The organism is Kutzneria kofuensis, from assembly GCF_014203355.1.
GTDB classification, from domain to species: domain Bacteria; phylum Actinomycetota; class Actinomycetes; order Mycobacteriales; family Pseudonocardiaceae; genus Kutzneria; species Kutzneria kofuensis.
Genome location: NZ_JACHIR010000001.1, coordinates 4,148,768 through 4,161,534, shown reverse-complemented (window position 1 = coordinate 4,161,534; position 12,767 = coordinate 4,148,768). Strand labels below are relative to the sequence as shown.

The window sequence follows — 12,767 nt, the reverse complement described above, 5'->3', positions numbered from 1 at the left end:
ATCACTCCGGGACGTCGACGCCCTGCTCCCGGGCCCACGCGAGCAGCTCGGCCACCGCCTCGTCGTGCTCCAGCGGCCCGCGGTCCAGCCGGAGATCCTTGAGGAACTTCCAGGCCTTGCCGACGATCGGACCGGGCGGCACGTTCAGCAGTCGCATGATCTCGTTGCCGTCCAGGTCCGGCCGGACCCGGGCCAGGTCCTCCTCGGCGGCGATCCGGGCGATCCGCTCCTCGAGCTCGTCGTAGGTCCGCTGCAGGTGCTGGGCCTTGCGCTTGTTGCGGGTGGTGCAGTCGGCGCGGACCAGCTTGTGCAGCCGGCTGAGCAGCGGGCCGGCGTCGGTGACGTAGCGGCGCACCGCGGAGTCGGTCCACTCGCCCTTGCCGTAGCCGTGGAAGCGCAGGTGCAGGAACACCAGCTGGGCGACGTCGGTGACGATCTCCTTGCTGTACTTCAGCTCGCGCAGGCGCTTGCGCACCATCTTCGCTCCGACCACTTCGTGGTGGTGGAAGCTGACGCCGCCGCCGTCCTCGAACCGGCGGGTCGCCGGCTTGCCGATGTCGTGCAGCAGCGCGGCCAGCCGCAGGATCAGGTCCGGGCCGTCCTCCTCCTGGGCGATCGCCTGCTCCAGCACCACTAGCGAGTGCTGGTAGACGTCCTTGTGCTGGTGGTGCTCGTCGATCTCCAGCCGCATCGCCGGCAGCTCCGGCAGCACGTGCGCGGCCAGCCCGGTCGACACCAGCAGCTCGATGCCCAGCTTCGGGTGCGCGCCGCAGAGCAGCTTGGACAGCTCCGTCTGCACCCGCTCCGCGGTGATGCGGGTGATCTGGTCGGCCATCGACGTCATGGCCTCGACCACACGTGGCGCGGGTGTGAAGCCGAGCTGGCTGACGAAGCGGGCGGCCCGCAGCATGCGCAGCGGGTCGTCGGCGAAGGACTCCTGCGGGGTGGCCGGCGTGTCCAGCACCTTGTCCGCCAGCGCCTGCACGCCGCCGTACGGGTCGACGAATCGACGCTCGCTCACCTCGACGGCCATCGCGTTGACGGTGAAGTCGCGGCGCAGCAGGTCCGCGTCGATGGAGTCGCCGAAGGTCACCTCGGGGTTGCGGCTGACCCGGTCGTAGGCGTCCGCCCGGAAGGTGGTGATCTCCAGCTGGTGGCCGTGCTTGGTCAGGCCGACCGTGCCGTAGGCGATGCCGGTCTCCCAGACCGCGTCCGCCCAGGACCGGACCAGGGACAGCACCTGCTGCGGCCGGGCGTCGGTGGTGAAGTCCAGGTCGTTGCCCATCCGCCCGAGCATCGCGTCCCGTACGGGTCCTCCGACCAGGTAGAGCTGGTGGCCGGCGGCGGCGAAGCGGGCGGCGAGCTCCTCGGCCACTGGGGCGACACGCAGCAGTTCCACCACGGCATTCTCACGCACGGAGTCGGACAGGACGGGGGATTTCGAACCGGGCACGGCAAGGCAGCGTATCGGTATCGACACTCGGTGTCGGAGCGCGATCGCCCTGCAACGGCCAGCACACGGGGCTGACCACTACCATCGCGTGCATGTCCCCGTCGACCGGTCGTTCCGGCGGAACCAAGCCGGGGCGCCGCAACCGGCGCCGGGGCCGTCGGCTGCGGACCGTCGACGAGACCTCCGCGGGCGGGCTGGTCCTCGACGAGGCGCACGCGGCCGCTGCGATCATTGGCCGGCTCGACCGACGGGGCCGGCTGCTGTGGTCGCTGCCCAAGGGACACATCGAGGCCGGGGAGACATCCGAGCAGACCGCCATCCGGGAGGTCAGCGAGGAGACCGGCATCGAGAGCAAGGTCCTGCGCACCCTCGGCACGATCGACTACTGGTTCGTGGCCGAGGACCGCCGGGTGCACAAGACGGTCCACCACTTCCTGCTCGAAGCGGTGGGCGGAGAACTGTCAGACGAGGACGTGGAGGTCACCGAGGTGGCATGGGTGCCGCTGGGCGAGCTGGACGACTTGCTCGCCTACGCCGACGAGCGCCGCCTGGTGCGGCTGGCGCTCGACCTGCTCTCCGACGGGTCAGCCTCCAGCGAGCGTTCCGGGGCGGAGACGGCGTGAGGAAGCTGCTGGCCGCCGTGGCGGCTGCGGGTATCGCGACGCTGACGCTGGCCCCGTCGAGCGCCACCGCACAGGAGTCCGACCAGCAGAACCGCATCAGGATCGACATCAGCCAGGTGACACCGGAGCCCGTCACCGCGGGCACGCCGGACCTGGTCACGGTCAGCGGCCGGCTGACCAACGTCGGCGACCGGCGGGTGTCGCAGGCGCAGATCCGCCTGGAGCGCGGCGCCAAGCTGGACGAGAACGGGCTGCGCACTGCGCTGTCCAAGCCGCAGAACGGCGTGAAGTTCAGCGACTTCCAGCCGGCGGCGCCGTCCATCGCGCCTGGTCAGTCGGTGAACTTCACCATCGCCGTCACCCTGCACGCTGTGAGCGCGAACAGCCTGGAGGTCGACGCGCCCGGCGTGTACCCGCTGATGGTCAACGTCAACGGCGTGCCGGACTTCGGCGGGCTGGCCAAGGTCGGCCAGGCCACCACCGTGCTGCCGGTGCTGGCACTGCCCGGCGGCGACACGCTGGCCAAGCCGCCGACGCCGGCCAAGGCCACCGTGCTGTGGCCGCTGTCCGACCGGCCACGCCTGATCAACGCCGACACCAACGGCAATGCCGTGCTGACCGACGACGACCTGGCCGGTGAGCTGGCCGCGGGCGGTCGCCTGGACGGTCTGCTCGGTGCGTACGAGACGGCCCCGGTCGGTCTGACCCAGGCCATCTGCCTGGCCATCGACCCCGACCTGGTCGCGACCGTGCAGGCGATGTCGGCCGGCTACCACGTGCAGGTCCCGGGCGGCACCGTGGCCGGCAAGGGCCAGGCCGCCGCGCACGCCTGGCTGGACCGGCTCAAGCAGGACGTTCCCGGCCGCTGCGTGTTCGCGCTGCCCGGGGCCGACACCGACCTGAACGCGCTGGCCCGCGCCGGTGCGACGTCGCTGGTGCAGTACGCGCTGGCCGGCAACGAGCTGCACGACGTGCTGGGCGTCGCCCCGCTGACCGGCATGGCCTGGCCGATCGACGGCCAGCTGGACCCGAAGACGCTGGCCGCCTTCACCGACAACTCGCAGAAGACGCTGGACAGCGACCTGCTCAAGGGCGCCAAGGTGAGCAGCGTGCTGCTGTCCGCGGCGACCGTTCCCGGCTCGGACCCGACGCAGCTCGGCGACAAGGGCCCCCGCGTGATCCGCATCGATGACCTGGTGACGGCCGCGCTGCCCACCGGCCCGGCGGCGGCGCTGTCCGCGCTGGTGATGCACGCCGGCTCGACGGCGCCGATCGTGATCGCCCCGCCGCACCAGTGGGCCGCGTCCGAGGCGGACGCCGTCTCGCTGCTCAACGGCGTGCAGACGCTGGCCGACCAGCAGTACCTGGCCCCGGCCGGGCTGGCGACGCTGGCCTCGGGCCCGACGCCGACCGCGAAGGTCGCCCCCGGGTACTCCGCCCAGGGCGCCGAGCTGTCCGCGGTCGCCGCCCAGAACGTGGCCGAGGCGACCACCCATGCGTGGGATCTCTACGACTCGCTGGAGCAGGAAACGACCTCGAAGGTCACCCCCGAGCAGGTGATGTCGCCCACGTTCGACGCCCTGCTGCGCGCCGGGTCCGGGGCCTGGCGCGGCAACGACGCCGGCGCCGCCGCCGCGCTGTCGGTGCCGTCCGGGATGTTGGGCGCGATGGAGGGCCAGGTCGGCATCCAGCAGCCGTACAGCCCCATCACGCTGGCGTCCGAGGACAGCCCGTTGCCGGTGCGCGTCTTCAACAACCTGCCGGTCCGGGTGAAGGTCGAGGTGCGGCTGCAGTCGCTGAGCGGGGTCAACGCCGAGCCCTCGTACCAGTGGATCTCCGCCGGCCTGCCGCGCGACGTGCTGATCAATTCGACCGTGGCCCGCAGCGGCCGGTTCACCGTGACCGTCTCGCTGACCACCACCTCCGGCCGGACCGCGCTGGGCGGACCGGCCCGTATCGAGCTGGCGTCCACCGCGTTCGGCACCGTCAACCTGGTGATCACCGGCGTCGCCGCCGCCGCGCTGTTCGGCCTGTCCGGCCGGCGCATCTACCGCCGGATCACCGCGTCCCGCAAGCGCAGGGCACAGCCGCCGGAGGCCCCCGCCGAGGCCACCGAGCCGGTGCACGCGCCCGTACCCGAGAAGCTGACCGCCGGCGTGCCCGGCGACGAGAGGTCGAGCGAGAGTTGAGCGAGCCGGCGACGATCGTCATCAGAGCGGCCGACCTGCAGGCCGAGGAAACCCCGTCGCTGGCCAAGGCGAGCGGTTCGATGGCCATCGCCACCCTGATCAGCCGGGTCACGGGGTTCGGCTGGCGGCTGGCGCTGACCGTGCTGCTGGGCATCACGGCGACCCAGGACGCGTACAACGCGGCCAACAACTTCCCGAACATGATCTACGAGCTGTTCGTCGGGAACGTGCTGACCAGCGTGATGATCCCGGTGCTGATCAAGGCCCGGCACGACGACGAGGACAAGGGCGTCGCCTACACCCAGCGCCTGGTCACCATGGGCACCGTCATGCTCCTCGTGGTGACGCTGCTGGCGGTGGCCTGCGCGCCGCTGCTGACCCGGGTGTTCGTGGACAGCTCGACCGGCCAGTCCCGGCCCGAGGTGGTCACCGCGTTCGGCTACCTGGTGCTGCCGGAGATCCTGTTCTACGGCATCAGCGCCCTGTTCAGCGCGATCCTCAACGCCCAGAACATCTTCAAGGCGCCGGCCTGGGCGCCGGTGGCCAACAACGTGATCATGTTCGGCACGCTGGCCGCGTACATGATCGTGCCGGGGGACCGGGACCTGAACCCGTTCCACTTCACCGACGCCAAGTTCCTGGTGCTGGGCATCGGCAGCTCGCTGGGCGTGGCCGCGCAGGCCCTGGTGCTGGTGCCGGCGCTGCTGCGCAGCGGCTTCAAGCTGCGCTGGCGGTGGGGTTGGGACAAGCGGATCAGCCAGTTCGGCGGGCTGATGGGCTGGGCCTTCGGCTACGTGCTGGTCAGCCAGGTGACGGTGTGGGCGACCACCCGGGTCGCCACCGGCGCGGCCGGCGGCGGGCTGTCGATCTACCTGCAGTCGTGGAACCTGCTGCAGGTGCCCTACGGCGTGCTCGGCGTGTCCTTGCTCACGGCGATCATGCCGAAGATGAGCCAGGCGGCAGCCGAGGGCGACGTGCCCGGCGTGCTGGACTACCTGTCCCAGGGCAGCCGGCTCACCGCCGTGATGCTGGTGCCGATCAGCGCGCTGATGACCGTGCTCGGGCCGGCCATGGGCGTCGCGCTGTTCTCGATCAAGTCCTCGGAGTCGGCGGGCGCGTTCGAGCTCGGCTTAGGCGTGACGGCGTCGGCCTTCCTGCTGCTGCCCTACGCCGTCACCCTGCTCCAGCTGCGGGTGTTCTACGCGTTCAACGACTCGCGCACGCCGACCGTGCTGCGCCTGCTCATGGTGATCTTCCAGGTCCCGCTGACCTTCGCCTGCCCGTTCCTGCTGCCGGCCCAGGACGTGGTCTACGGCATCGCCTGCGTGAACGGCCTCACCTACACCGTCGGCATGGTGATGGGGGAGCTCTGGCTGCGCCGCCGGTTCGGCAAGCTCGGCAGCCGCCGCGTGGTGAAGACCTACGTCAAGACCGGCGTCAGCTCCGTCTGGGGCGCGGCCGCCGCACTCGCCGTGGCTCTGGTGGTTACCCACTACATTCCCGGGGGTATCCACCGCGCGGGCGGTGCATGGTTGACCCTGGTCGGTGGTGGGCTGCTCGGTCTCGCGTGCGCATTCGGCATGATGACGTTGCTCAGGGTGCACGAACTTCAGCCGGCGCTGAGCCGAATCACCCGATTCGTGCGCAGGACCTGAGGGTTCACCCGGGGCCCGACCGACCGGTTTCACGTACCCTCGACCCCGAGCGGGACGGGAGAAGCACGCGGTGAGCACCTGGCCGACCGAGATGGCCCCGCCCGGCAGAGGCACTGCCGGGCCGCCCAGTCCTGCCCTCCTACCGGGCGGCATGGTCGGCGACGGCCGCTATCGGCTGCTCAGCTACTCCGGCACGGACGCCCGCTGCAACGCGCAGCTGTGGCGGGCCCGCGACGGACAGCTCGGCCGGGACGTCGCCCTCACCGTGTTGCTCGGTAACCAGGCTGACGCACGCGCGGCCGCCAGGGTTCGACGCACCATCGAACGGGCCATGCACGCCGCCAGCTACGCGCATCCCGGCGTGTCCCGGATCCTGGACGTGCTCAGCCCCGGCAACGGCATCGCGCCGCGGGAGCAGGTCCTCGGCATCGTCGTCGCCGAGTGGACCAACGGCACCGACCTGATCGACCTCATCGCCGACGGGCCGCTGCCGGCCGCCACCGCGTCCCGGCTGCTGGAGCCGCTGGCCGCCGCCGTCGAGGGCGCGCACCACGCCGGCCTCGTGCTGGGCACCGAGCACCCGCAGCGGATTCGCGTCACCCCCGAGGGACAGCTCCGGCTGGCGTTCCCCGGGCCGCGCGCCGAGGCGACGTCCCGTGACGACGTGAAGGGCCTCGGCGCGATCCTGTACCTGCTGCTGACCGGCCGGTGGGCGCTGCCCGGCGGGCCGGAGGGGCTGCCGGTCGCGCCGATCGGCCCCAACGGCAGCGTGGTCGCCCCGCGCAGCCTGCACCCGATGGTCCCGCACTCGCTGTCCACGGTGGCCGTGCGCAGCCTGGAGGACACCAGCGTCGGTGGCATCCGCACCGGCGCCGCGATCCTCCAGGTGCTCGACGAGATCGCCGAGGCGGAGGCGGAGACCGGGCTGATCCCGGTGGTCGCCGAGGAGCCCGAGGACGACGTCGTCTGGACGACGCAGCGCCCGGTCAAGGACAAGAAGCGGACCCGCAAGCTCGCCATCGGCGTCAGCGCGCTGGCCGTGGCCACGCTGCTGGTGCTGGGCTGGATCGCCATGCAGGTGGTCGGCTTCTTCAACGAGTCCAACACTAAGGGCGACGGCGGCCCGCCGCTGGTGATCAGCCAGGTCGTGCCGACCAGCGACACCAAGCAGTCCGTCAACAACGCGCCGACGCCGACCTCGGGGCCGGTGAAGCCGGCCAGCGTCAGCGTGTTCAACGTGGCCAGCGACCCGGACAGCCCGAACAAGGGCGGGCTGGCCATCGACGGCGACCCCAACACCTCGTGGCGCACGGACAAGTACCTGTCCAACTTCCCCGCGCTCAAGCCCGGCATCGGGCTGATGGCCACCTTCGGCCAGCCGGTGAAGCTGGCCCAGGTCGTGATCACCTCGCCCAGCGCCGGCACCAAGGTGGAGATCCGCACCGCCGCCAGCGGCCAGCCGCAGCTGCAGCAGACCCTGGTGGTCGGCAGCGGCACGCTGGCCTCGGGCGAGACCACCATCCCGGTGAAGATGGCCTCGCCGAGCGACCGCATCGTGGTCTGGATCACCAGCATGAGCCCGAGCGGCAAGCTGTTCGCGTCGCAGATCTCCGAGGTGAAGTTCATCGGCGCGCGGTGACCCGCCGGTGCTTCGTCCCACCCTGTCCCTCCTCCTGGCCGCTGCTCTTCTCTCCCCGTCCGTGATCATCCGTTCGGCCGCGTCAAAGAGCCTGAACGCAGGACCGATATCCTCACCGGGTGACCGCAGCCGCCAGCTCGGATGCCGACCTGATAGCGGCTCATGCCGCCGGCGATCCGCATGCTTTCGGGGAGTTGGTCAGGCGACATCGGGACCGGATGTGGGCGGTGGCCGTTCGCACCCTGCGTGATCCCGACGAGGCGGCTGACGCGCTCCAAGAGGCCTTCATCTCGGCGTTCCGCGCCGCCGGGTCGTTCCGCGCCGAGTCGCAGGTGACCACCTGGCTGCACCGCATCGTGGTGAACGCCTGCCTCGACCGGATCCGCCGCCGGCAGGCCCGTCCCACCGTGCCGCTGCCGGAGGAGGGCGGGCACGAGCCCAGCGTGCCCCGCGACGCCGTGTCGGAGCTGCAGACCCGGATGGTCGTCCAGGACGCGCTGCACGAGCTGCCCGCCGAGCAGCGCGTGCCCATCGTGATGGTCGACGTCGAGGGATACTCGGTGGCGGAGACCGCCAAGATGCTGGGCATCGCCGAGGGCACCGTGAAGAGCCGCTGCGCACGGGGCCGGACGAAGCTGGCGAAACTTCTCGGGCACCTGCGGAACCCAAGTGCAGATGCGAACGTCCCAGGTAGTGCACCGGGTTCGCATCCGCAACGCCACTGGGAGGGCCGATGAACGGGGATTCGCCCCACGGCGGGCAGCCGTGGTCCGTTGACCTGCTCGCCGACCTGCACGCGGACGGCGGCGACCGGTCGCGCCTCGACGCCGACGCTCTCGCGGTGCTGGCCGCCCTCGACGCCACCCAGGCCGAGCTGGCCGCGCTGCCGCCGATGCGCATGCCCGACGACGTCGCCGCCCGTATCGACGCTGCCCTGGCCGCTGAGGCCGCTGCCCGCAGCGCCACGCAGTCGCCGGTGACACCGCACCAGCTCCCTGCACCCGCGGCCGGCCCCGTGCCACCCGTGGTCCCGCAGGTCACCACCACCGGCGCCATGCCGCCGGGGACCTCGCCACAGCCGCCCGTGCCGTTGCGGCCGGCCGCCGGGCCGATGACCCCGCCGCACGCCTCCGCGCCGGTTGCTCCCGTCGTCGACCTCGCCGAGGCCCGTCGCCGGCGCAACCGTTTGCTCGGCATCGCCGGCGGCCTGCTCACCGCCGCCGCGGTCGCGGTCGGCGTCGTGGTCGTCACGGTGCCGGGTGGCAGCACCGGCGGGACACCGCAGGCCATCCCCAACACCAGCATCCAGACCGATCCGCAGAACAACGGCCCGCTGACGCTGCACAGCGGTGACCTGCCCGGCGCCGGCGCCAAGGCCATCGGGGCGCAGGACTACGGGCCGTTCACCGATGCCGGCAAGCTGCGCGCCTGCCTGGTCGCCAACGGCCTGGACGCCGGTGCCAAGCCGATCTTCGGCCGGCGGGCCACCGTCGACGGCAAGCCCGCCGTGATGCTGCTGCTGCCGACCGGCAAGGCCGTCCACTACCAGCTGCTGGTGGTCGGCACGGACTGTGCGGCCGGCAACCCCGCCACCCTGGCCAACACCACCATCGGCGGCTGACCGGGGAGGAGGCGGCCGGCCCGGTGCCGGCCGTCACTCTCCGGTGCGGAATGCCGGACACCTACCATCGCGTTCAACAGAACGTCTGGCGAGCGCGATACGGAGGTCGTGTCAGTGGCGGCGGAATCAGAAGTCCGGAACCTGATCATCGTCGGGTCCGGCCCCGCGGGCTACACCGCGGCGGTGTACGCGGCCAGGGCGCAGTTGAAGCCGCTGGTGTTCGAGGGCACGCAGTTCGGCGGCGCCCTGATGACCACAACCGAGGTCGAGAACTACCCCGGCTTCCGCGACGGCATCATGGGCCCCGAGCTGATGGAGCAGATGCGGGCCCAGGCCGAGCGCTTCGGCGCCGAGCTGCGCACCGAGGACGTGGAGCAGGTCGAGCTGACTGGTGACGTCAAGTACGTCACCGCCAACGGCGTGCGCTACACCGCCCGCGCGGTGATCCTCGCGATGGGCGCGGCCGCGCGCTACCTGAACATCCCCGGCGAGCAGAAGCTGCTCGGCCGCGGCGTGTCGGCCTGTGCGACCTGTGACGGCTTCTTCTTCCGCGACCAGGACATCGCGGTGGTCGGCGGCGGCGATTCGGCGATGGAGGAGGCCACCTTCCTCACCCGCTTCGCGCGCAGCGTGACGATCATCCATAGGCGCGAGGAGTTCCGCGCCTCCCGGATCATGCTGGAGCGCGCCCGGGCCAACGAGAAGATCAAGTGGCAGCTGAACACCGAGGTGCTCGAGGTGCTCGGCGACACGACGGTCAGCGGCGTGAAGGTTCGCGACACGCGCACCGGCGAGGAGTCGGAGCTGGCGGTCACCGGCCTGTTCATGGCGATCGGCCACGACCCGCGCAGCGCGCTGGTGAAGGACCAGGTCGACCTGGACGAGGACGGCTACGTGCGCGTGCTGGCGCCCTCCACCTACACCAAGCTCGACGGCGTGTTCGCCGCCGGCGACCTGGTCGACCACACCTACCGGCAGGCGATCACCGCGTCCGGCTCCGGTTGCGCGGCGGCCATCGACGCTGAACGCTGGCTGGCCGAGCACGCGGGCGCCGCGCCCGAGCCCGAGGCCACCGCCGTCCCCGTCAACTGACATCCCCCTTCCACCCACGTAGGAGATCACCATGGCCGGCAACACCGTCACCGTCACGGACTCGTCCTTCGACCAGGACGTGCTCAAGAGCGACAAGCCCGTGCTGGTCGACTTCTGGGCGACCTGGTGCGGCCCGTGCAAGATGGTCGCGCCGGTGCTCGAGGAGATCGCGGCCGAGCACTCGGACAAGCTGACCATCGCCAAGCTGGACATCGACGCCAACCCGGCGATCGCCCGGCAGTACCAGATCATGTCGGTGCCGACGATGATGCTGTTCCAGGGCGGCGAGCCGGTGAAGCAGATCGTGGGCGCGAAGCCGAAGGCCGCGATGCTGGCGGAGCTGTCCGGCGTGCTGTGACACGCCGAGAGGCAACCCTTTCGTGTGGCCCGCGCGTCTTACTCTTCGACGCGCGGGCCGCGCTCGTCTGGGCCGTTCGGACCAGTTGCGTAGTGGGCCGAACGCTCTGTGTAGCCCCGTTCTGAGCATTGTCACGGACAGGGCACAATGAAGCGTCACACACCGCGCCGGAGTATCCGGCGCCCTAGACGAGCGAGGGTGTATGCAGGTTCTCCGTCGCGGTGACGTCGGTCCGGCAGTTGCCGAGATCAGGTCGACTCTCATCGCGCTGGGGCTGCTGTCCGGTAACCCGCAGGACGGCGACGTCGTCTTCGACGCCGAGGTCGAGCACGCGGTGCGTGCCTTCCAGCAGCAACGGGGCCTGATCACCGACGGTCTGGTCGGCTCGGCCACCTACGCGTCCCTGCGTGCCGCCACCTACCAGCTCGGCGACCGACCCCTGACCTACCTGGTCTCGCACCCGATGACCGGCGACGACGTGGCCGCCCTGCAGGAGCGGCTGCTGGAGCTCGGCTTCGACGCGGGCCGCCACACCGGCGTGTTCGACCAGCAGACCGAGCTGGCGCTGCGCAACTTCCAGCGCGAGTACGGCCTGACCGTGGACGGCATCTGCGGCGCGGAGACCGTGCGCGCGCTGCGCCAGCTGACGCCCAAGGTGCGCGGCGGCCGGCCGGTGCTGCTGCGCGAGCAGGAGCAGGTCCGCCGGGCCGGGCCGCGGCTGCGCGGCAAGCGCATCGTCATCGACCCGGGTCACGGCGGCCGGGACCGCGGTGTTGTCGTCGGCACGCACAGCGAGGCCGACCTGGTGTGGGACCTGGCGCGCCGGCTGGAGGGCCGGATGCAGGCCACCGGCATGGAGGCGCTGCTGTCCCGCGGCCCCGACCAGTGCCCGCCGGAGCGGGAGCGGGCCCGGTTCGCCAACGAGGCGGGCGCGGACCTGATCCTGTCGCTGCACACGGACGCCAACGCCTCGCCGCTGGCCAGCGGTGTCGCCACGTTCCACTACGGCACCGGCAACGGCACCACCACGTCGACGGTCGGGGAGACGCTGGCCGGCTTCATCCAGCGCGAGCTGGTGGCCCGCACCGGGCTGCCGGACTGCCGCACCCACGGCCGCACCTGGGACATGCTGCGGATGACGCGCTGCCCGGCGGTGCGGGTGGAGGTCGGCTACCTGACCAACGTCTCGGACCGGGCCAAGCTGGCGGATCCGGCCTTCCGGGACACCGTGGCCGAGGGCATCCTGGTCGCGGTGAAGCGGCTCTACCTGCTGGGTGAGAACGACCAGCCGACCGGCACCTTCACCTTCGCGGACCTGATCCGGCACGAGCTGGCCAAGGCCGAGTAGGCGAGGAGATCGACAAATCGCCCCGCTTGCGAGCGGGGCGATTTTTCATGCGGGGCGCAGGCTGGGCTCGGCGCTGCCGACGCCGGTGATCGTCACCGTGCCGAGCAGCCGCTCCAGCGCCGCCTCCACGTCTTCCTTCCACGACAGCGCCGTGCGCAGCTCCAAGCGCAGGCGGGGCCAACGCGGATGCGGGCGGACCGTCTTGAAGCCGACGGAGAGCAGGAAGTTGGCCGGGATGACGCAGCTGGACTCGTCGTCGATGGACGCGTCGCTGAACGCCTCGATCGCCTTCACGCCGCGGCGGGTGAGGTCCTTGGCCACCGCCTGCACCAGCACGCGGCCCAGGCCGCCGCGCTCGAACTCGGGCAGCACCCGCAGCGCGGTCAGCAGCACCGCATCGGCCGACACCGGGGCGGTGGGGAAGGCGACGGCCCTGGGCACCGCGCTCGGCGGCGCGTAGAGGGCGTAACCGGCGGGCACGTTGTCGACGTAGATGATCCGGCCGCAGGAGCCCCACTCCAGCAGCACGCTGGAGACCCAGGCCTCCTTCTCGAAGTCGGTCTGCCCGTACTCCTCGGCCTGCTCCTTCAGGTGCGGGGCGAGTTCCCAGAACACGCACTTCCGGCACCGCTTGGGGAGGTGCTCCAGGTTGTCCAGAGTGACGCCCACAACGCGCCGCGACACCCGACCTCCCACGCGCAGACCTGAACCCCGCGTGACCCCACGGGAACCGAACCAGCATAGGCCGGTGTGACGAGCGTCGGAAGGACTCAGCCCCGATCGGGACGC

Annotated in this window: 11 protein-coding genes; 9 read left to right on the top strand and 2 right to left on the bottom strand. The window is 71.4% G+C overall.

Going from position 1 to position 12,767, the window contains the following annotated elements; all coding sequences use genetic code 11:
* Position 1 precedes the first annotated feature (1 nt).
* Positions 2-1,453, bottom strand: a complete 1,452-nt coding sequence (locus BJ998_RS19210; RefSeq protein WP_312890205.1) for a CCA tRNA nucleotidyltransferase — start codon at positions 1,451-1,453, stop codon at positions 2-4.
* 92 nt (positions 1,454-1,545) lie between these two features.
* On the opposite strand from BJ998_RS19210, the gene BJ998_RS19205 reads away from it, so the two are divergent.
* From BJ998_RS19205 to BJ998_RS19165, 9 genes are all read left to right on the top strand, one after another.
* On the top strand, positions 1,546-2,076 hold the full coding sequence (locus tag BJ998_RS19205) for an NUDIX hydrolase (protein ID WP_184863548.1): 531 nt from the start codon (positions 1,546-1,548) through the stop codon (positions 2,074-2,076).
* The gene (locus BJ998_RS19200; protein ID WP_184863546.1) at positions 2,073-4,265 is read left to right on the top strand and encodes a DUF6049 family protein; all 2,193 of its coding nucleotides are present in this window, start codon (positions 2,073-2,075) and stop codon (positions 4,263-4,265) included. Before BJ998_RS19205 ends, BJ998_RS19200 begins: the two co-directional genes overlap by 4 nt.
* Entirely contained in the window at positions 4,262-5,920 is a 1,659-nt protein-coding gene (gene murJ, locus BJ998_RS19195) for a murein biosynthesis integral membrane protein MurJ (protein WP_246488621.1), read from the top strand. Before BJ998_RS19200 ends, murJ begins: the two co-directional genes overlap by 4 nt.
* A gap of 70 nt (positions 5,921-5,990) precedes the next feature.
* Positions 5,991-7,559, top strand: coding sequence for a protein kinase family protein (locus BJ998_RS19190; protein WP_312890204.1), 1,569 nt, complete (start codon positions 5,991-5,993; stop codon positions 7,557-7,559).
* A gap of 119 nt (positions 7,560-7,678) precedes the next feature.
* The gene (gene sigM / locus BJ998_RS19185) at positions 7,679-8,296 is read left to right on the top strand and encodes an RNA polymerase sigma factor SigM (RefSeq protein ID WP_184863544.1); all 618 of its coding nucleotides are present in this window, start codon (positions 7,679-7,681) and stop codon (positions 8,294-8,296) included.
* Positions 8,293-9,180: an RsmA family anti-sigma factor gene (locus tag BJ998_RS19180; RefSeq protein ID WP_184863542.1), complete on the top strand. Its 888-nt coding sequence runs from the start codon at positions 8,293-8,295 to the stop codon at positions 9,178-9,180. The genes sigM and BJ998_RS19180 overlap by 4 nt, the downstream gene beginning before the upstream one ends.
* Before the next feature lie 114 nt (positions 9,181-9,294).
* Positions 9,295-10,272, top strand: coding sequence for a thioredoxin-disulfide reductase (gene trxB, locus BJ998_RS19175; protein ID WP_184863540.1), 978 nt, complete (start codon positions 9,295-9,297; stop codon positions 10,270-10,272).
* 31 nt (positions 10,273-10,303) lie between these two features.
* The gene (gene trxA, locus BJ998_RS19170) at positions 10,304-10,630 is read left to right on the top strand and encodes a thioredoxin (protein WP_184863538.1); all 327 of its coding nucleotides are present in this window, start codon (positions 10,304-10,306) and stop codon (positions 10,628-10,630) included.
* A gap of 202 nt (positions 10,631-10,832) precedes the next feature.
* Complete coding sequence (locus BJ998_RS19165) at positions 10,833-11,978, top strand: N-acetylmuramoyl-L-alanine amidase (RefSeq protein WP_184863536.1); 1,146 nt, start codon at positions 10,833-10,835, stop codon at positions 11,976-11,978.
* Positions 11,979-12,023: 45 nt separating this feature from the next.
* Here BJ998_RS19165 and BJ998_RS19160 read toward each other — a convergent pair whose 3' ends face one another.
* Positions 12,024-12,662: a GNAT family N-acetyltransferase gene (locus tag BJ998_RS19160; RefSeq protein WP_116174433.1), complete on the bottom strand. Its 639-nt coding sequence runs from the start codon at positions 12,660-12,662 to the stop codon at positions 12,024-12,026.
* Positions 12,663-12,767: the final 105 nt, after the last annotated feature.

What these genes read in the sequence shown, in the direction of transcription:
- BJ998_RS19205 (WP_184863548.1), top strand. Translation starts at nt 1,546, where the DNA reads ATGTCCCCGTCGACCGGTCGTTCCGGCGGAACCAAGCCGGGGCGCCGC.
- BJ998_RS19180 (WP_184863542.1), top strand. Translation starts at nt 8,293, where the DNA reads ATGAACGGGGATTCGCCCCACGGCGGGCAGCCGTGGTCCGTTGACCTG.
- trxA (WP_184863538.1), top strand. Translation starts at nt 10,304, where the DNA reads ATGGCCGGCAACACCGTCACCGTCACGGACTCGTCCTTCGACCAGGAC.
- BJ998_RS19165 (WP_184863536.1), top strand. Translation starts at nt 10,833, where the DNA reads ATGCAGGTTCTCCGTCGCGGTGACGTCGGTCCGGCAGTTGCCGAGATC.